At 66.3% G+C, this 17529-nt stretch carries 18 protein-coding genes and 1 tRNA gene; 6 read left to right on the forward strand and 13 right to left on the reverse strand.

Translation table 11 applies throughout. The features are described 5' to 3' along the window. Positions 1-108 precede the first annotated feature (108 nt). A tRNA-Phe gene (locus HNQ66_RS17750) sits at positions 109-184 on the forward strand. A gap of 213 nt (positions 185-397) precedes the next feature. Here HNQ66_RS17750 and HNQ66_RS17755 read toward each other — a convergent pair. The 9 genes from HNQ66_RS17755 to HNQ66_RS17795 all read right to left on the reverse strand — a co-directional run bounded on the left by HNQ66_RS17755 (position 398) and on the right by HNQ66_RS17795 (position 8828). Beyond that, a complete protein-coding gene (locus HNQ66_RS17755) occupies positions 398-1573 on the reverse strand; it encodes an ABC transporter substrate-binding protein (RefSeq protein WP_184145506.1) in 1176 nt (391 codons plus the stop codon). Positions 1574-1616: 43 nt separating this feature from the next. Beyond that, the gene (locus HNQ66_RS17760) at positions 1617-2327 is read right to left on the reverse strand and encodes an ABC transporter ATP-binding protein (RefSeq protein ID WP_184145507.1); all 711 of its coding nucleotides are present in this window, start codon (positions 2325-2327) and stop codon (positions 1617-1619) included. After that, the gene (locus HNQ66_RS17765) at positions 2320-3072 is read right to left on the reverse strand and encodes an ABC transporter ATP-binding protein (protein WP_184145508.1); all 753 of its coding nucleotides are present in this window, start codon (positions 3070-3072) and stop codon (positions 2320-2322) included. Before HNQ66_RS17765 ends, HNQ66_RS17760 begins: the two co-directional genes overlap by 8 nt. Next, positions 3069-4097, reverse strand: a complete 1029-nt coding sequence (locus HNQ66_RS17770; RefSeq protein WP_380780219.1) for a branched-chain amino acid ABC transporter permease — start codon at positions 4095-4097, stop codon at positions 3069-3071. Before HNQ66_RS17770 ends, HNQ66_RS17765 begins: the two co-directional genes overlap by 4 nt. A gap of 11 nt (positions 4098-4108) precedes the next feature. Beyond that, positions 4109-4963 (reverse strand): branched-chain amino acid ABC transporter permease, encoded by an 855-nt coding sequence (locus HNQ66_RS17775; RefSeq protein ID WP_184145510.1) that lies wholly within the window; start codon positions 4961-4963, stop codon positions 4109-4111. Positions 4964-5390: 427 nt separating this feature from the next. Next, entirely contained in the window at positions 5391-6446 is a 1056-nt protein-coding gene (locus HNQ66_RS17780) for a 4-oxalomesaconate tautomerase (protein ID WP_184145511.1), read from the reverse strand. Further along, a complete protein-coding gene (locus tag HNQ66_RS17785; protein WP_184145512.1) occupies positions 6439-7110 on the reverse strand; it encodes a 4-carboxy-4-hydroxy-2-oxoadipate aldolase/oxaloacetate decarboxylase in 672 nt (223 codons plus the stop codon). Before HNQ66_RS17785 ends, HNQ66_RS17780 begins: the two co-directional genes overlap by 8 nt. 1 nt (position 7111) lies before the next feature. Beyond that, positions 7112-8068 (reverse strand): VOC family protein, encoded by a 957-nt coding sequence (locus tag HNQ66_RS17790; protein WP_184145573.1) that lies wholly within the window; start codon positions 8066-8068, stop codon positions 7112-7114. Positions 8069-8093: 25 nt separating this feature from the next. Next, complete coding sequence (locus HNQ66_RS17795) at positions 8094-8828, reverse strand: PIG-L deacetylase family protein (RefSeq protein WP_184145513.1); 735 nt, start codon at positions 8826-8828, stop codon at positions 8094-8096. A 166-nt stretch (positions 8829-8994) separates the two neighbouring features. Here HNQ66_RS17795 and HNQ66_RS17800 point away from each other — a divergent pair, with 166 nt between their 5' ends. From HNQ66_RS17800 to HNQ66_RS17815, 4 genes are all read left to right on the forward strand, one after another. Continuing rightward, complete coding sequence (locus HNQ66_RS17800; RefSeq protein ID WP_184145514.1) at positions 8995-9882, forward strand: NAD(P)-dependent oxidoreductase; 888 nt, start codon at positions 8995-8997, stop codon at positions 9880-9882. A gap of 20 nt (positions 9883-9902) precedes the next feature. Beyond that, positions 9903-11075: a LysR family transcriptional regulator gene (locus tag HNQ66_RS17805; RefSeq protein ID WP_184145515.1), complete on the forward strand. Its 1173-nt coding sequence runs from the start codon at positions 9903-9905 to the stop codon at positions 11073-11075. Positions 11076-11160: 85 nt separating this feature from the next. Further along, positions 11161-11862, forward strand: coding sequence for a hypothetical protein (locus HNQ66_RS17810; RefSeq protein ID WP_343059542.1), 702 nt, complete (start codon positions 11161-11163; stop codon positions 11860-11862). A 139-nt stretch (positions 11863-12001) separates the two neighbouring features. After that, on the forward strand, positions 12002-13168 hold the full coding sequence (locus HNQ66_RS17815; protein ID WP_184145516.1) for a pyridoxal phosphate-dependent aminotransferase: 1167 nt from the start codon (positions 12002-12004) through the stop codon (positions 13166-13168). 6 nt (positions 13169-13174) lie between these two features. Here the strand turns inward: HNQ66_RS17815 and HNQ66_RS17820 are convergent, their stop codons facing one another. After that, positions 13175-13702, reverse strand: a complete 528-nt coding sequence (locus HNQ66_RS17820; RefSeq protein ID WP_184145517.1) for an AAA family ATPase — start codon at positions 13700-13702, stop codon at positions 13175-13177. A gap of 106 nt (positions 13703-13808) precedes the next feature. On the opposite strand from HNQ66_RS17820, the gene galE reads away from it, so the two are divergent. After that, positions 13809-14801, forward strand: coding sequence for a UDP-glucose 4-epimerase GalE (gene galE / locus HNQ66_RS17825; RefSeq protein ID WP_184145518.1), 993 nt, complete (start codon positions 13809-13811; stop codon positions 14799-14801). Here the strand turns inward: galE and HNQ66_RS17830 are convergent. The 3 genes from HNQ66_RS17830 to HNQ66_RS17840 form a co-directional block, all read right to left on the reverse strand. Then, complete coding sequence (locus HNQ66_RS17830; protein WP_184145519.1) at positions 14798-15097, reverse strand: chorismate mutase family protein; 300 nt, start codon at positions 15095-15097, stop codon at positions 14798-14800. The genes galE and HNQ66_RS17830 overlap by 4 nt on opposite strands. Before the next feature lie 408 nt (positions 15098-15505). Beyond that, a complete protein-coding gene (locus tag HNQ66_RS17835) occupies positions 15506-15763 on the reverse strand; it encodes a hypothetical protein (protein ID WP_184145520.1) in 258 nt (85 codons plus the stop codon). A 595-nt stretch (positions 15764-16358) separates the two neighbouring features. Next, a complete protein-coding gene (locus HNQ66_RS17840; protein ID WP_184145521.1) occupies positions 16359-17528 on the reverse strand; it encodes a M20 aminoacylase family protein in 1170 nt (389 codons plus the stop codon). Position 17529 lies beyond the last annotated feature (1 nt).

Genomic DNA, 17529 nt, shown 5'->3' on the forward strand with positions numbered 1-17529 from the left:
AAAAAACCGCCGTTGGGGCTGGACACATTTTCGCAAGATGCTATAACCCCGCTCGCTTCCGGGGCGGAACCAAACGCCCCACGGATTTCAACGAAATCCAAGCCGGATGCCCGGATAGCTCAGTTGGTAGAGCAGCGGATTGAAAATCCGCGTGTCGGTGGTTCAAATCCGCCTCCGGGCACCACTCATTGAATTTTTCGAAAACTCTTTGAGCTTATCTGCGCTGGAAATATGCGCGCGCACCCGCAAAATCGCTTCTTGCTTTCAGGGTTTCCCGCCGCGTTGAGCCGTATCGCGGAGCTGACCGCGTAAGTTCGCGGCAAGGTATTCTCCCGCCAAAACGAAAGCGGCGGATGGTTGGGCCATCCGCCGCTCTCCGCTTGTTCTTTACGGTGGCTTACTTGGCCGCGTGGGCCGGGTCCTTGACGGCTTCGATGGTCTCGAATTCGGTGTTGTAGAGTTCGCCGTTCACGCGCTCGACCTTGCGCATGTAGATGTTCTGCACGATGTCACGTGTCTCGGGGTCGATGGAGATCGGCCCGCGGGGGCTGTCGAGCTTCATGCCCTTGGCGGCTTCGACGAAGACGTCGCCCGTCGCATCGCCGCCGGTCTTGTCGAGCGTCTTGTAGATGAGGTCCAGCGCGTCATAGGCGGCGACGGCGACCATGTTCGGCCGCATGCCGTCGTTCTCCTTCTTGAAGGCCTCGACGAAGGCCTTGTTCTCCGGCGAATCGTGGCTGGCCGAATAGGGCCCGCCGGTGATGACGCCGATGGCCGGGTCGCCCATGTTGTTGACGAGGTCGTCGTCGGTGACGTCCGCCGCGGCGATCACCTTGATGCCCGACTTGTCGAGGCCGCGTTCGACGAACTGCTTCATGAAGGCCGCGCCCGCGCCGGTCGGCACGAAGACGAAGAGCGCTTCCGGCTTCTCGTCCGCCGCGCGCTGCAGGAAGGGTGCGAAATCCGGGTTGGCGAGCGGCACCTTCAGTTGCGCAGTAACCGTGCCGCCGTTCGCTTCCAGCGCCTTCTTGAACCAGACCTCGGCATCGGCGCCGGGGCCGTAGTCGGAGACGATCGTGACGAATTTCTTCGTGCCGTTCTTCGCTGCCCACTCGCCGATGATGTTCGCCATCTGCGGAATGGTCCAGGACGTGCGCAGCATGTAGGGCGAGGCGTCCATGATCGCGGAGGTCGCCGCCACCATCACCACCTGCGGGACCCTGGCGCGCTTGGAAAGCTGGGCGACGGAGAGCGCCGTCGGCGTGTTGCCGAAGCCGGCCAGCACGGAGACGTGATCCTTCGTCACCAGTTCCTGCGCGAGGCGCAGCGCATTGTCCGGCGTCGAGGCGTCGTCCTTGACAATGAACTCTACCTGCTTGCCGCCGGCCGTCTCGCCGTGGGTGGCGACGAAGGTCTTCAGCGCGGCACTGATCTGCCGCCCGTTCGACTGGAAGCCGCCGGTCAGCGGAATGACGACGCCCACCTTGACCGCATCCGCCGCAAGGCCGGCGCCGGTTGCCGCGATGAGCGCGATGGCGGCGATGCCGCCCATTGCAAAAGCCTTCAAACGCATTCTTCTCCTCCTGTGGTTTGAAATATCCGCCATGGCCGGTTCCTCAGTCCTCTCCTCCGATACCGAGGAAGCGGCCGAGCACGGCCGTATCCGCCGCCAGCGTCCCGCTGGCGCCCGTATAGGCGACCGTGCCCCTGTCGAGGATCACGGCCCTGTCGGTGATGGCGAGGATCTGGCGGGCGTGCTGCTCGACGACGATGGCCGCCATGCCCTCCTCGCGGACGATCCAGCGGATCGCTGCAAGCAGCTCTTCCACGATGATCGGCGCCAGCCCCTCGGTCGGCTCGTCCAGCAGCAGCACCTTCGGATTGAGCACGAGGGCGCGGGCGATTGCGAGCATCTGCTGCTCGCCGCCGGAAAGCTGGTTGCCGAAATTGCGCCTGCGCTCCTCAAGGCGCGGAAAGAGGCCGTAGACGGCCTCCAGCGTCCAGCGCCCCGGCCTTGCGACGGCGGTGATGTTCTCCTCCACCGTCAGCGAGCGGAAGATGCCGCGCTCCTGCGGCACCCAGCCGATGCCGGCCTCCACGCGGCGCTCCGGCGAAAGGCGCGCGATGTCCTGCCCGCCGAGAAGGATGCGCCCGCCCTGCTGGCGCGTCAGGCCGATGACGGTGTTGAGCGTCGTCGTCTTGCCGACGCCGTTGCGGCCGAGCAGCGCCATGGCCTCGCCCTCGCAAAGGCCAAAGCTCACCTGTTGCAGCACCGTGGCGCGGCCGTAGCCTGCCGAGACCTGTTCCAGCACGAGAAGTTCAGCCATGCTGCCCGCCTCCGAGATAGACGTCCTTGACGCGAGGATCGTGCGCGATCTCATCCACCGTGCCTTCGGCGAAGAGCCCGCCGGACACGAGGACCGAGATGCGGTTCGCGAAGGTGAAGACGAGGTCCATGTCGTGCTCGATCAGCAGGATCGCGACGTCGGAAGGGAGCGCGGCAAGGCGCGACAGCACCTCCTGCCTGTCCGCCTCCGGCACGCCGGCCGCCGGCTCGTCGAGCAGCAGCACGCGCGGCTTCAGCGCGATGGCGAGCGCGATTTCGAGGAGGCGCTGCTTGCCGTAGGGCAGGTCCGAGCAGGTTTCCCCCGCCACGCTCTCCAGCCCGAAGCCGCGCAGGAGGTCCGCGATTTCCGTGTCGATCCCCCTCGCCCGGCCGATCGACCGGAAGGGGTTCCACCCCTCGCCGCGCCGCTCGGCGACGACGAGTGCAAGGCTCTCGATGACCGTGAGTCCGCCGAAGAGCTGGTTGATCTGGAAGGTGCGCACGAGGCCACGCTGGACGCGCGCTTCCCGCTTCATACCGGTGATCGCCTTGCCGTCCAGCAGGATTTCGCCGGAAGTCGGCGAGAGAACGCCCGTCAGGAGGTTGATGAAGGTCGTCTTGCCGGCGCCGTTCGGGCCGATCAGGGCATGGCGGGCACCGCGCTCCAGGCGGAAGCTCACGTCGGTCGTCGCCTGCAGGGCGCCGAACATGCGGTTGAGGTGGCGCGTTTCGAGAAGGGCGGTCATGGCTTTTCCTCCGCGACGCGGCGGCTTGCGGCCTTGCCGGCGAAAAGGCGGGCAAGGCGGATGGAGACCGCGCGGACCAGCGCGCGCGGCCGCTCGCGTCCGATCAGCACGAAGGCGACGAGCAGGAGGCCGATCCAGAACTGCCAGTATTGCGGCGTAAGGTTCGACAGGACGTCCTGGATGAGCTTGTAGACCAGCGCGCCGACCACGCCGCCATAGAGATAGCCCGTGCCGCCGATGGTGAGGATCATCAGGCCGTCCGCGGACTTCTGGAACGACAACGCATCCAGCGAGACGAACATCTGCGTCTGCGTGAAAAGTGCGCCGGCGATGCCGGCATAGGCGCCGCCCAGCGTGTAGATGGCGATCAGCCGCGGGTTGACCGGGATGCCGACCGCCGAGGCGCGCAGCGGATTGTCGCGGATCGCCCTGAGCGAATAGCCGAAGGGCGAGGCCAGCACGATGCGGGCGACGACGATGAGCACGAAGAGAACGCCGAGGCTGTAGGCATAGGCGGTGCGGCCGAAGATATCGAATTCGAAGAGCCCGAAGAGCGGCGCGGTCTCCACGCCCTGCAGGCCGTCCGCCCCTCCGGTCAGCCAGTCCGCCTGGTTGGCGATCTCCATGAAGACGGCGGCGACGCCGAGCGTCACCATCAGCCGCGTCAGGTCCGCCCCGCGCAGCAGCAGGAAGCCGGTGAGGAAGGCGACGGCCGCGCCGGCAAGGCCGCCGACGAGGAGGCCGCTCAAGGGCTCGCCGGTGACGTGGGCCGAGAACAGGCCCGCCGCATAGGCTCCGACGCCGTACATGGCCGACTGGCCGAGCGAGACGATGCCGGCATAGCCGAGGATGAGATCGAGCGAGAGGGCGAGGATCGCGAAATTGACGATCTCGGCGAGGATGAGGTGCTGTTCCGGCAGGAAGAACCAGGCGGCGACGGCGAGGATCCAGAGGAGGATTTCAAGCACGCCCCAGCGGTTGGCGCGCCGGAGGGCGCCGGCCACGCCGGCGGGAGCGGAAGACATGCCGGAGACCATCAGTTCGCCCTCGCGAAAAGGCCTTGCGGCTTCAGGACGAGCACGGCGACCAGCACGATATAGATGACGAAGCCGCCGATGGAGGGCACGTAATACTTGCCGAGCACGTCGGCGAGGCCGAGCAGGATGGAGGCGGCAAGCGCGCCATACATGCTGGCCGTGCCGCCGACGGAAACGACAATGAGGAAATAGACCATGAACTTGAGCGGAAAGGTGGGATCGAGGCCGAGGATCTCCGCGCCGAGCGCGCCGCCGAGGCCGGCAAGCCCCGAGCCGACGGCGAAGGTGACGGCGAAGACCGTGTTGACGCGGATGCCGACGCCGCGCGCGACCCGGCGATTGTCCACCGAAGCGCGAAGCTGGCTGCCGAAGCGGGTGCGGCTGTTGATGAGCTGGAGGACGATGGCGAGGATGCCGCAGACGACGATGAGGAAGGCGCGGTAGATGCCGATGCCGACCCCGGCGATCTCCACGCGCCCCTTGAGGAATTCGGGAAGCGCGAGGATCTGCTGCTGCGAGCCCATCAGGTAATCGACGCCGGCGACCGCCATGAAGACGAGGCCGATGGAAAAGAGCACCTGGTCGAGCGGGCTCCTGTCGTACATCGGCTTGTAGAGCAGCCGTTCGAGGAGCGCGCCGACGAGTGCTGTGGCGATGAAGGCGATCGGCAGCGTTGCGAGGAACGGCACGCCGAACCTGTTGGTCAGGATGACGGTGACATAGCCGCCGGCCATGGCAAAGGCGCCGTGCGCAAGGTTGATGAAGTTCATCAGGCCGAGCGTCACCGCCAGCCCGCAGGACAGCACGAACAGCAGCATGCCGTAGGCCACTCCATCGAATAAAAGGGTCAGCATGCGTCCTCCCGGGGCGGGCGTTTGCGGGACCGGCCGGTTTCCTCCCGGTCCCTGTGTGGAAGCACCTTGTTCCCAACAGGCCCCCATTTCCATTTAGAAGTGGCCCGCTCACAATAAGAAATGGCTATAATTGATTTCTGCCAAGAACGATGGAGAGGCCGAAATATCCCAGCAAAAACAATAAGCCGCCGGCAATACCGGCGGCTTCAAAGGTAAAGAGGATGTTGGCAGGCCCCTGCCATCAGAGGGGCAATTGCATATGAAGCCCCTCTCTGCCTGCCGGCATCTCCCCCACAAGGGGGGAGAAAGGCTGGCGGCACGCTCTTCCCTCCAAATTTTCCGCTGAGGGTGCCGCACTGTAAGTCCCTTCCCCTTGTGGGGAAGGGACTTAGGAAGGGGTCCTCAATCCATATGCGATTGCCTGCCGTCAGCGGGGGAAGACGAGGCCGTCGAACAGTTTTCGCGCGGTGCGGATATTGCCCGCGCCACGGATCGTTCCGTCTTCGGCGATGTCGAGGAAGACCTCCATCTCGCCGGTCGGGTGCTCGATGCGGAAGCGGCCATCCTCAGGCTGCACCGCGACGGCGGCGGCCGGGCCTGCGGCAAGCCGGCTCGCCGTCGCCACGGTGATCGCGGCGAAGACGCCGACGGAGGCATGGACGCGGTGCGGAATGAAGGTGCGGGTGGAGAGCACCCCGCCGGCCCGCGGCGGCGAGACGAGCGTCATCTTCGGCACGGAGGTGTCCTTCACGTCGCCGAGGTTCATCATCGGCCCGGCCTTGAGGCGGATCGCCTCGATCCGCGCCTTCAGCGCCGCATCCGCCTCCAGCTCCTCGCGCGTCTCCATTCCCGAAAGGCCGAAATCGGTGGCGCTGAGGATGACGCAGGGCATGCCGTTGTCGATCAGCGTCGCCGCCGCACCGTCGATGACGTCGACCGAATTGCCGGTCGGCAGCAGCGCGCCGCACATCGAGCCGGCAATGCCGAAAAAGAGCAGCGGGACGGCGGCATGGGTGCCGGGAACGCCCGCAATGCCGGTCGGTCCGCGATAGCTGACGCGCCCGCCGGGCGTTGCGATCTTCGCCGTCGCCACCTCGCCGGAATTGACCATGTGGATGCGCACCTGCGTCTCCTCGCCGGCCACCGGCACGAGGCCGCGCTCGATGGCGGCGGGCCCGACGGCGGCAAGGATGTTGCCGCAGCCCTGCGCGCCGCTCACCAGCGCCTGGTCGACGAAGACCTGGAGGAAGAGATAGTCGACATCCGCATCCGCGCGGCTCGACGGCGAGAGCACCGCCACCTTCGAGGTCAAGGGGTCGGCCCCGCCGATACCGTCGATCTGCCGGGGATCGGGCGAACCCATGATGCGCAGGAGGAGATCGTCGCGCGCGGCCGGGTCGGCCGGCAGGTCCTTGGCGAGGAAATAGGCGCCCTTGGACGTGCCGCCGCGCATCCACAGGCACCGGATGCCGTCCTCAGACATATTTCAGCCCCTTGGCGGCCAGCGTTTCGCGCATCCGGTAGATATCGAGGCCGAGCTCGCCGGCGGCAAGGCGCCTGCGCTTGGCCTCTTCGTTGGCAAGGCGCTCTTCGGCGGCGGCGAGCACCGTCGCCGCTTCCGCGCGGCGCACCACGACGACGCCGTCGTCATCCGCGACGATGACGTCGCCGGCCTCGACAGAGGCGCCCGCGCAGACGATGGGCACGTTCACCGAGCCGAGCGTTTCCTTGACGGTTCCCTGCGCGGAAACGGCCTTCGACCAGACGGGAAAGCCCATCTCCGTCAGGTCGCGGATATCGCGCACGCCGGCATCGATGACGAGGCCGCGGCAGCCGCGTGCCATGGCGGAGGTGGCGAGCAGGTCGCCGAAATAGCCGTTGTCGCAGGGGCTGGTCGGGGCGAGGACGAGAATATCGCCCTCGCGGATCTGCTCGATGGCGACGTGGATCATCCAGTTGTCGCCGGGCGGCGCGGAGATCGTCACCGCCGAGCCCGCCACCTGCGCACCCCGATAGATCGGCCGCATGTGGCTTTGCAGCATGCCCCTGCGGCCCTGTGCCTCATGGACCGTCGCGACACCCGCGCGGGCGAGGCGGTCGACGATATCGGCATCGGCGCGCTCGATGTTCTGGACGACGACAGGCATGTCAGTGCTCCCCGGATTTGACGGGCGGCGTTCCGTGCGTGTGGAACGTCTCGATGGTCTTCAGGCCCCAGGCCTGCCCTTTCAGGCGCTCCTTCTGCGTCCAGACAACCGGCTCCCAGTCGGGCGCAAGGATGAGGCGCGCACCGGAATTGGCAAGCTCCACCCGGTTGCCGGCCGGCTCCCAGACATAGAGGAAGAAGGTGCCCTGGACGGCGTGCTTGTGCGGCCCCGTCTCGATATGCACGCCGTTCTGAAGGAATATATCGGCCGCGCGCAGAATATCCTCGCGCTGGTCGGTGGCGTAGGTGACGTGGTGCAGGCGGCCGTGGCCGCCGCCGTGCTCCTCGGTGCAGGCAAGGTCGTAGGTCTTGTTGTTGACGGTGAACCAGCAGCCGCCGAGCCGGCCGTTGTCGAGAAGGATCATCTCCGTGACGCGCGAGCCGAGGCAGGTTTCCATGAAGCGGCGGAATGCGGCGACGTCGTCGCAGAGCAGGTTCAGGTGATCGATGCGCCGGGGCGCCGCCCCCGTAAAGGCGCTCGCCGTGTTCTTCAGTGCCGGCACGTCGTCGCCGGAGGGCGCATGGCGCACGGTCTCGTAATAGATCTCGAAGACGTGGCCGAACGGGTCCTCGAAGCGGAAGGCGCGGCCGTGGCCGGGATCGCCCTCCAACCAGCCGAGAACCTTGTAGCCGCTTTCCTCGATGGCCTTCACCCGCCGCTCCAGCGCCTGCGGCGAGGCCGCGCGGTAGGCGATATGGCCGACGCCCGTCGTGTCGGCGCGGGTGAGCTTCAGCGAATGGTGCTCGTAGTCGTCCCAGGCGCGCAGATAGGCCGAGGCCGCATCCTGCCCGGACAGTTTCAGCCCGTAGATGCGGGTGAAGAAATCGAGGCTTTCCTCGAAACGGTCGGTCAGCATCTCGACATGGGCGAGATGGGCGATATCGAAGCACGGTTCCATCATGTCCTCCCGGATGAGGGCCTCCTCAAAGCTCGTCGACGGTGCGCGGGAAGACGGCCTGGAAACCTTCCGCATATTTCGCCTTGCGCCCGCCGGACTGGCCGCCGGAATTGCGCATGAAGTGGTTCGCGCGATTCTCGGCGACGTTCCTGTAGTATGCCCACAGGTGCTCCTGGCCTTCCATGCACTGGATCGCCGCCCATTTCTTTTCCCAGACCGGCGTGATGTCGAGGAAGACGTCCGGCGTCCAGCCCATCTGCTCCGTCTGGTGCGGCTCGAAGAGATAGAGCTGCGGCGCGGCGAGCACCTTCTGGCCGGGATTGTGCCCCCAGGCCTGCGCGATCATGCGGGTCTCCAGCGCGACCTCGGTGGCATACATGTGGTCGGTATTGTAGGGGTCGTATTTCGAATGGCTGAGCATGAAGGCCGGCTGGACCTTGCGGATCACCTCGACCAGCCGGAACTTGTCCTCGTCCGTCAGGCGCAGCGGATAGTCGCCGAGGTCGAAGAAGACGAGATCGGCGACGCCGAGGGCCGCCGCCGCCTTCTCCGCCTCCGCCCGGCGCGCCGCCTTGACGCGCTCCAGCGTCATGTCCTTCTCCTTCCAGAGCTTGGCGGATTCGCCCCGCTCGCCGAAGGAAAGGCAGACGACCGTGACCTCGTAGCCCTTTTCCGCATGGAGCGCGATCGCCCCGCCGCAGCGCCAGACGAAATCCGCCGCATGCGCGCTGATGACCAGCGCCGTTTTCCTGTCCGCCATGATCGTCTCCCTGGCCGCAATTCCTGCCTCCCGTTCTGGCGGCAATCGCCCCGCCGGACAATTCGGAAGAGCCGCACGGCCGATAAGAAAAGGCTATAACGGCTGGCAAGCCGCACGACCGGACCCTTAGGATGCACGGTGAAACGGCAGGATACGGAGGAGCGGCATGGACGGGGCAAATCAACGGAAAATCGCACTGATCGGCTTCGGCGAAGCCGGGCAGGCCTTTGCCTCCGGCTGGGTGCGCGGCGAGGGCGAGATCGTCTCCGCCTTCGATATCAAGTTAACCGATCCGTCCGGCGCCGCCGCGATCCGCACCGCCTGCGCGGAGTTCGGCGTCGATGCCCGCAATACGTCTGCGGAAGCGCTTGCCGGCGCAGACCGCGTGTTCAGCCTCGTGACGGCGGACCGGGCGGCGGAGGCGGCAAGCGAGGCGGCGGCGGCCATCGGCAAGGGCGCGCTCTTCTTCGATTGCAACTCCTGCTCGCCCGTCACCAAGATGGCGAATGCCGAAAGGATCGCGGCGGCGGGCGGGCGCTATGTCGACGTCGCCGTGATGGCACCCGTCCATCCGCAGCGCCACCTGACGCCGCTTCTCGTCTCGGGGCCGCATGCCGAAACCGCGCTTGCCGCGCTGGCGGCGCTCGGCATGCGGGCCAGGCCGGCCGGAAGCCGCATCGGCGACGCCTCGGCGATCAAGATGCTGCGCTCGGTGATCGTCAAGGGGCTGGAGGCGCTGACGGCCGAGGCCATGCTGGCCGCCCGGCGGGCGGGCGTCGAGGAAGCGGTGCTCGCCTCGCTGCAGGCCTCCGATCCCGGCATCGACTGGACGCGGCGCACGTCCTACAACCTGGAGCGCATGATGCTGCACGGTGCGCGCCGCGCCGCCGAGATGCGGGAAGTGGCAAAGACCCTTAGCGACTACGGCCTTCCCGACCGGCTTGCGGCCGCCACGGCTGAATGGCAGGATGAGATCGCCGGCCTTCACCTTGCTGCCGGCGAAGACGACCTTTCCTCCCGCCTCGACCGGATCCTCGAAAAGAAAGGCGCGTGAGCCAGCCCGCGGGAGCCTCCATGCGTTTCAACCTCCGGCATCTCCGGGTCTTCCTCGCCGTCGTCGAAACGCAATCGGTCACGCGCGCCGCCGAGCGGTGCCATGTCTCGCAGCCCGCCGTCACGCAGGCGCTTTCCAAGATCGAGGCGACGGTGGGCGAGCCCCTCTTCACCCGCCGCCCGCACGGGCTCTTCGTCAATCCGCTCGGCGAAGTGCTGGTGACCCGCGTTCGCCGCGCCTTCTCCTATCTCGACCCGGCGATGGACGAGGTCGCCCCGCGCCTCAAGGTGACAGCGACCCTTTCGCAGTTGGAAGCGATGATCGCCGTGCGCGAGCGGGAGAACTATACGCTCGCCGCGCACCGCATGGGCCTTTCCCAGCCGACGGTGCACCGCTCGGTCTCCCAGCTCGAGCGGGAGGCCGGCCGGCCGCTCTTCGAAAAGACCGCCTACGGCATCATGGCGACCCGCGCGGCGCAGACGCTGGCGCAGGCCGCGCGCCTTGCCTTTGCCGAGCTGGCGCAGGCCGAGGCCGACCTTGCCGAGGCGCGTTCCACCCAGGCCGGCCGCCTCGTCATCGGCTCGATGCCGCTCTCGCGCTCCTCTATCCTGCCGGCGGCGATCGCCCGCTTCCGCACGAAACGCCCGCACCTGCCGATCCAGGTCTCGGAAGGACCCTATCCGGAACTGCTTGCCGGCCTGCGGCGCGGCGAGATCGATTTCCTCATCGGGGCGCTGCGCGAGCCCGCCCCCATTGCGGACGTGGAGGAATCCATGCTGTTCCACGATACCGTCGTCATCGTCGCGGGAAAGAACCATCCCCTCGCCGGGCGGCGCGACATCACGCGCGAGGAGCTTGCATCCTTTCCCTGGGTGGTTTCCCTCAAGGGCACGCCGATCCGCCAGCATTTCGACGCTCTGTTCGAGGGTTGCGCGGCCGGGCCTTCCAGCATCGTCGAATCCGCCTCGCTCATCCTCATGCGCGAGCTCGTCAGCCAGAGCGACCATCTCGGCTTCATCTCGGGCCGGCAGGCGCGGGCGGAAATCGACCGGGCGCTGGTCGTGGCGCTCGATTTCGATCTTTCCCACACCCGTCGCCCGATCGGGCTGACGAAACGGTCGGGCTGGCTTCCGACCGCCGCGCAGAAGGATTTCATCACCATCCTGCAGGCGCTCGCCTCTTCTTCCGAATGAGAGGCCTATCTTCACGGTTTCGTGATCGCCATTTCGATATACACTCGCGATAAGCTCGGCATCCTATTCCAGACAGGGGCACGACGTGCTGCGCAATCTCGATTTCAGTTCCTGGCACAGCATCCTCGTGACGGTGATCGGGCTTGCCCTCTTCACGCTGATCAGCATCGGCATCCGCCTCGTCATGATGTTCACGATCCAGCAGCGCCGGGAGCGGGCGAACCGGCAGATCAACGAGCGCCTGCGCACCCTCATCGCCGCCTACAAGACGCTGGGCGGCTCCTTCACCGGGAACCTCACCGTCGATCCGACGCATCTGCGTGACCTGCGTCAGCGGCCGGCATCGGGCGAGCCGGACAGCGCGGAAGCGCTCGAAGGCATCGTCGCCGGCTCCGAGCGCAGGCGCCGCATCCGCGATGACGTGGAGGCGACGCTCTCCGATATCATCCTGCTCGGGACGGAGGAGCAGGTGCGGCTGGCGGAAAAGGCGGCGCGAGACCTCGTCGCGGGCCGCCCGGTGCACACCCATGACCTCGTCGTCTCGCTTCGGGCCTTCATCCGCGAGGCGCTGGACCTTGCGCCCATTCCGGCCGACCTCAAGATCCCCACGCAAGGCCCTGCCCGTCCTTCGGGCAGCAACCGCGGCAAGGGCGAGCGCGTCAAGGAAGGCGCACGCGGCGGCGGGGGCGGTGGAGGCGGCGGCATGGGGATGGGCGGCGGCATGGGCGGCGGGGGCGGCATGGGCTCCACCCTCGACGACGACCACCAGCAGACCGGCAGGAACTAGAGACGCGCGGCCTCTGTTCATCACCGAATTCGATGCATCTGTCAGCGAAACTCGCGTGAACCCTTCCGCAAAACCGGGTAGAGCTTTGGCGCTTCGCCGCGTCGGCGGGGCGGATTGCGGTTTGGTGGAGTGATTTTCCATGAGCATCGTCGAGAGCCTCAGCCCCCGCTCGCTCCGGGCGCCGGAGAGCGGGATCGTCGAAGTCGTGAACTATGCGCGCGAGCGCGAGGGGCTGATCCCGCTATGGGTCGGCGAAGGCGACCTGCCGACGCCGGAGTTCATCGCCCGCGCGGCCTCCGACGCCCTCCTGAAGGGCGAGACCTTTTACACCTGGCAGCGCGGCATCCCGGAGCTTCGGGCGGCGCTGTCGCGCTACTATGCGCGCCGGTTCGGCGCCGCCCTGCCGGCGGAGCATTTCTACGTGGTCGGCTCGGGCATGCAGGCGATCAAGCTTGCCGTGGAGGCGCTCGTCTCGCCGGGCGACGACATGGTGTACCTGACGCCGGCCTGGCCGAATTTCGCGGCGGCGGCCGAGCTTTCCGGCGCTAACCCCATCGCGGTGCAACTCGATTTTTCCGGCGGGCGCTGGCAGATCGACCTCGACCGCGTGGAGGCGGCGATCACACCGAAGACGCGGGCACTCTTCATCAACACGCCGTCGAACCCGACGGGCTGGACGGCAACGCGCGAGGACCTTGCAAGCCTCCTCGCCATCGCCCGCCGGCATGACCTGTGGATCATGGCCGACGAGATCTACGCGCTCTACCACTATGCGGGCGGGCGGGCGCCCTCCTTCCTCGACGTGATGGAAGACGGCGACCGGGTGATCTTCGTCAACTCCTTCTCGAAGAACTGGTCGATGACCGGCTGGCGCGTCGGCTGGATCGTCGCGCCGCCGGAAATGGGCCAGGTGCTGGAGAACCTCATCCAGTATTCCACCTCCGGCGTGCCGCAGTTCCTGCAGCGCGGCGCGGTCGCGGCGCTCGACGAGGGCGATGCCTTCGTGCAGGCCAACATCGACAAGGCGGCGAAGAACCGCGACGTCTTCTGCGACGCGCTGATCGCCACCAACCGGGTGGAGACGCTGAAGCCCGACGGGGCGCTCTACGCCTTCCTGAAGATCGACGGCGTGACGGATTCGCGCAAGGCCGCGCTCGACATCGTCGACAGCACGGGCGTCGGCCTTGCACCCGGCACGGCCTTCGGCCCCGGCGGCGAGCTCTTCATGCGCGCCTGCTTCCTGCGCGATCCGAAGGAGGTGGCGGAGGCCGCCGACCGGCTCTCCCGCTACATCGCGGCCCGCTGACGCCGCTCAAAGCTGCGCGATGAGGAAATCCGCCCGCGCGGCCACCGGCACCTTCGGCAGGAGGACCGGCTCGTAGCCCAGCATCGGATAGACCCTCACAAGGCGCTCGTATTCGCCAAGCGCGGCAGCGAAATCGTGCCGGCGCCCGGCATCGGCCGCGTAGATTTCCGGCCAGGGCGGCGTGAGGAAGACGCGGCTGTTGTAGCGGTGCCCTGCGGCCAGTTCCGCAAGGCCCACCGCAGCGCCCGCCGCCTCCAGCGCCGCGGCGGCATCGATCAGTCCGCGGTCGAAGAAGACGTAGCCCGGATGGCCGCGCATCGCCTCGCGGTCGGCAAGTGCCATCGCGACGGCGCGGCGGGCAAAGGCGGCAAGATCGAGCCAGGGCAAGGCCGTGCCGCCCTTCGCCAGCTCCCCCTCGACGATGCGGCGGCCGGGCTCCTCGACCGTCGTATGGCCGCGCCGCCGCAGTTCTTCGAGGAGCGTCGACTTTCCGCCGCCCGAGCAGCCGGAAAGCAGGATGAAACGATCGGACATTGGAGCTATCCTTCGCGAAGGGAGGGGCAATCGAGGGCGGATTGCGGTTGCGTCTTTTCGGCGGGCAAGGTGATATGCCCGCAATTCGGACGATTCGGAGAGTGAAATGGCGGTTCTTGTCACGGGCGGCGCGGGCTATATCGGCAGCCACATGGTCTGGGCGCTGGTCGATGCCGGCGAGGACGTCGTGGTGCTCGACCGGCTTTCCACGGGCTTCCGCTGGGCGGTGGCGCCGGAAGCGCGCTTCTACGAGGGCGACATCGCCGATGCCGCGCTGCTTTCGAAGATCTTCTCGGAAAACAGCATCGATGCGATCATCCATTTCGCCGGGTCGATCGTCGTGCCGGAATCGGTCGCCGATCCGCTTTCCTATTACGAGAACAACACGGCAAAGTCACGCGCGCTGATCGCCGCGGCCGTCGCGGCGAAGGTGCCGCATTTCGTCTTCTCCTCCACCGCCGCCGTCTACGGTACGCCGGACGGCACCGAGCCCGTCGGGGAGAGCGCGGCGCTCCGGCCGGAATCGCCCTACGGCTCCTCCAAGCTGATGACGGAGATCATGCTGCGCGATACGGCCGCCGCGCATGACTTCACCTATACGGCGCTGCGCTACTTCAATGTCGCGGGCGCCGACCCGCGGGGCCGCACCGGCCAGTCCACCCGCGGCGCGACGCATCTCATCAAGGTGGCGAGCGAGGCCGCACTCGGCAAGCGCGACGGCATGGACGTCTACGGCACGGACTATCCGACACCGGACGGCACCTGCATCCGCGACTATATCCATGTCTCGGACCTTGCCGATGCGCACCTGAAGGCGCTGCAGCGCATGCGGGCGGGCGGCGGCTCCATCGTCGCCAATTGCGGCTATGGCCGCGGCTTTTCCGTGCTGGAGGTGCTGAAGGAGGTCAAGGCCGTCTCGGGCGCCGATTTTCCGGTGCGCTTCGCCGCCCGGCGGCCGGGCGATGCGGTGCTCATCGTCGCCAATCCCGCCGTCGCGATGAGGGAGCTGGACTGGACGCCGAAGCACGACGACCTCGCCTTCATCGTGCGCACCGCGCTCGACTGGGAAGATCATCTCGGCAAGCGCAACCAGCGTTAGAGTTCGCCGAGCTTCGCCTTCTCGTAGGCGATGGCGTGGCCGATGAGAGCGGCCCAGATATCCTCGTAGAATGCGCCGTCGAGGCCCTGTGCTTCCGCATTGCGGCGGGCGTTGTCGCGCACCTGCCTCACGCGCTCCGGCACGTCCGCGGGAATGCCGAGGCCCGCCTTGATCTCGGCGGCGCGGCGAATGAAGCTCCAGCGCTCGGAAAAAAGCGCCATCAGCGCCTCGTCCACCCGGTCGATGTTCTCCCGGATTTCCGCCATCGTCGTGCACTCGGCCGCAGTCTTGGTCATTCCGGTCTCCTCTACGGGGAACCGGATAGCAGAGGAACGGTGCGTGGGAAAGGCGTCGCCATGTCGCGGGACAAGGCCACATGCAGGCCCGGGGGTTAGGCTGAAGGAGGGTGCGGTCCTGTCTTCTGCCTGCGGGCCTGCATGCTGGCCGAGGCGGAACCTAGGCATGCAAGCTGGCGCGAGGCTGGATGCAGTGACGTAACGTGAAGCGGCCGCGGGGGAGCCCGTTTCGGCGGTGCGGAAAGACGGGCACGGGCCGAAACGAGCGAAGCTCCCGGTGTCGCCACCGGGAGCTTCGAAACGCGGATGAACGCGGCGCCCACGGAAGAGAGAGCGGTAGAAAAGGGGAGCACTACCGTCCCGGGCCGTGGTCGAGCCTCAAGAGATCAGCCGCAATCGCGCCGGCTATCAGTTGTTGCCGTTCGGAGCCATGGTGCGATAGTCGCCATGATCGTAGGGCTTCTCGATGTTGGCCTGATGGTCCTTGAGGATGACGCGCTTGTTGCTGATGCCGCTCGTACGGAACGAGTCGATGTTCGCATGCGCTGCGGCAGCATCGGGCGAGCCGCCGACATAGTAGTCGCCACCGGCGAAGGCGGCGGAAGCGCCGAAGAGCGAAGCAGCGGCAAGGGTGGCGGCAAAGGTTGCCTTGAAGGTCTTGGTCATGGTCGTGGTCCTTTCTATATGGAAGAAATTGGAAGCGGCGGTTCGGTCTTGCTCGATTGCCGGAACGGGCCATTTCGGGGCGCTCACAGCTCTCTTTGTTTCACTCGATCCGGTGCGTCGTCTCCTTCGGTTGACTTGCGGAAGCGGGGTGTGCCGCTTTCGTGAAATAAAGATGGGCCCTCAATTTGTGGGACGCAAGGGTCTCCTTTTGGAAACAACTGTCAACGTTTTTCGAACAGTGAAAAGGGCCGGAACGAGCTACAACCACTCGTGCTGGAAAGCCGATGAACCGTCCACAAAGACGGTTTCCGCGAGCCGAACCATCATATTATAAATCATTGTTTTAAAATGATATTTTATATTTCAAACTATCAGAAAGACAGCTCTGCACGCTAAAACTGCGAGCGGAAGGGGTCGCATTAACAATTGTGGCGTTAAAACGGAAATTGCTGATTTCAAGAGTCTCACGAATGTGTGACGCTCGAAAAAGAGGCCGCAAAACGGCTTCGGACGCTTCCGGAAATATGTCGAAAACGTGTCGGTCCCGGCGGGCGACGAGCCTTGTTGGAGGAACGACGATCTTTCGGTAGGCCCCTCAGCCGGCGCGCAGGTAGTGCTCGGCCAACTCGGTCCAGAAGGCGGCGCCGATGGGCAGGAGGTCGTCGTTGAAATTGTAGCCGGGATGGTGGAGCGAGCGGTCGTTCTCGCCGCTTCGCCCGCCGAGGAAGAAGTAGGTGCCCGGCCGCTCCTTCAGCATGTAGGCGAAATCCTCGCTGCCCATGAAGGGCCGTTCGAGATCGACCACCTTGTCGGCGCCGGCAAAGCGGACGGCGAGGTCGCGCACGAGGTCGGTCTCGGCCTTGTGGTTGATGGTGGCGTCGTAGAAGCGCTGGTAGTCCACCGTCGCGCTCATGCCGTAGCTTTCGGCTTGCCGCTCGGCGATGAGGCGGATGCGGCGCTCCAGTTCGTCGCGGACAGTGGGATCGAAGGAGCGGATGCCGACGACGATCTCCGCCCGGCTCGGGATGATGTTGCTCGCCGAGCCCGCATGGAACGAGCCGACCGTCACCACCGTGGGATCGAGCGGATGGATATTGCGCGAGACGATGGTCTGGAGCGCCATGACGATGGAGGCGCCGCAGACGACGGGGTCCAGCGTCTCCTGCGGCTCGGCGCCGTGGCCGCCGACGCCGTTGACGGTGATGCGCGCCTCGTCAACCGCCGCCATGATCGGGCCTTCCCTCAGCGCGAACTGGCCGAAGGGCAGGTTCGGCTCGTTGTGCAGCGCGAAGACGGCGTCGCAGGGGAATTTCTCGAACAGCCCCTCCTTCACCATAATCTTCGCCCCGCCGAAGTTCTCCTCGGCCGGCTGGAAGATGAGATGCACCGTGCCGTCGAAATTGCGCCGTTCGGCGATCGCCTTCGCCGCGCCGAGCAGCATGGCGGTGTGCCCGTCATGGCCGCAGGCATGCATCTTGCCGGGCGTCTTGCTGGCATAGGCAAGGCCGGTCTCCTCAAAAATCGGCAGCGCGTCGAAATCGGCACGGATGCCGATCGACCGGCGGCCGGTGCCGTTGGAAAGGGTCGCGACGACGCCAGTCTTCGCAAGGCCGCGCGTGACCGTGTAGCCGTAGCTTTCCAGGTGACGGGCGACGACCTCGGACGTGCGCACCTCCTCCAGGCCGAGTTCGGGATGCTCGTGCAGGTCGCGGCGGATCGCCACCATTTCCGGCATGGAATTGAGAAGGGTGGAATGGATAGTCATG

Source organism: Shinella fusca (genome assembly GCF_014203155.1).
Lineage (GTDB): Bacteria > Pseudomonadota > Alphaproteobacteria > Rhizobiales > Rhizobiaceae > Shinella > Shinella fusca.

What these genes read in the sequence shown, in the direction of transcription:
- HNQ66_RS17755 (WP_184145506.1), bottom strand. Translation starts at nt 1,573, where the DNA reads ATGCGTTTGAAGGCTTTTGCAATGGGCGGCATCGCCGCCATCGCGCTC.
- HNQ66_RS17760 (WP_184145507.1), bottom strand. Translation starts at nt 2,327, where the DNA reads ATGGCTGAACTTCTCGTGCTGGAACAGGTCTCGGCAGGCTACGGCCGC.
- HNQ66_RS17765 (WP_184145508.1), bottom strand. Translation starts at nt 3,072, where the DNA reads ATGACCGCCCTTCTCGAAACGCGCCACCTCAACCGCATGTTCGGCGCC.
- HNQ66_RS17770 (WP_380780219.1), bottom strand. Translation starts at nt 4,097, where the DNA reads ATGTCTTCCGCTCCCGCCGGCGTGGCCGGCGCCCTCCGGCGCGCCAAC.
- HNQ66_RS17775 (WP_184145510.1), bottom strand. Translation starts at nt 4,963, where the DNA reads ATGCTGACCCTTTTATTCGATGGAGTGGCCTACGGCATGCTGCTGTTC.
- HNQ66_RS17780 (WP_184145511.1), bottom strand. Translation starts at nt 6,446, where the DNA reads ATGTCTGAGGACGGCATCCGGTGCCTGTGGATGCGCGGCGGCACGTCC.
- HNQ66_RS17785 (WP_184145512.1), bottom strand. Translation starts at nt 7,110, where the DNA reads ATGCCTGTCGTCGTCCAGAACATCGAGCGCGCCGATGCCGATATCGTC.
- HNQ66_RS17790 (WP_184145573.1), bottom strand. Translation starts at nt 8,068, where the DNA reads ATGGAACCGTGCTTCGATATCGCCCATCTCGCCCATGTCGAGATGCTG.
- HNQ66_RS17795 (WP_184145513.1), bottom strand. Translation starts at nt 8,828, where the DNA reads ATGGCGGACAGGAAAACGGCGCTGGTCATCAGCGCGCATGCGGCGGAT.
- HNQ66_RS17800 (WP_184145514.1), top strand. Translation starts at nt 8,995, where the DNA reads ATGGACGGGGCAAATCAACGGAAAATCGCACTGATCGGCTTCGGCGAA.
- HNQ66_RS17805 (WP_184145515.1), top strand. Translation starts at nt 9,903, where the DNA reads ATGCGTTTCAACCTCCGGCATCTCCGGGTCTTCCTCGCCGTCGTCGAA.
- HNQ66_RS17815 (WP_184145516.1), top strand. Translation starts at nt 12,002, where the DNA reads ATGAGCATCGTCGAGAGCCTCAGCCCCCGCTCGCTCCGGGCGCCGGAG.
- HNQ66_RS17820 (WP_184145517.1), bottom strand. Translation starts at nt 13,702, where the DNA reads ATGTCCGATCGTTTCATCCTGCTTTCCGGCTGCTCGGGCGGCGGAAAG.
- galE (WP_184145518.1), top strand. Translation starts at nt 13,809, where the DNA reads ATGGCGGTTCTTGTCACGGGCGGCGCGGGCTATATCGGCAGCCACATG.
- HNQ66_RS17830 (WP_184145519.1), bottom strand. Translation starts at nt 15,097, where the DNA reads ATGACCAAGACTGCGGCCGAGTGCACGACGATGGCGGAAATCCGGGAG.
- HNQ66_RS17835 (WP_184145520.1), bottom strand. Translation starts at nt 15,763, where the DNA reads ATGACCAAGACCTTCAAGGCAACCTTTGCCGCCACCCTTGCCGCTGCT.
- HNQ66_RS17840 (WP_184145521.1), bottom strand. Translation starts at nt 17,528, where the DNA reads ATGACTATCCATTCCACCCTTCTCAATTCCATGCCGGAAATGGTGGCG.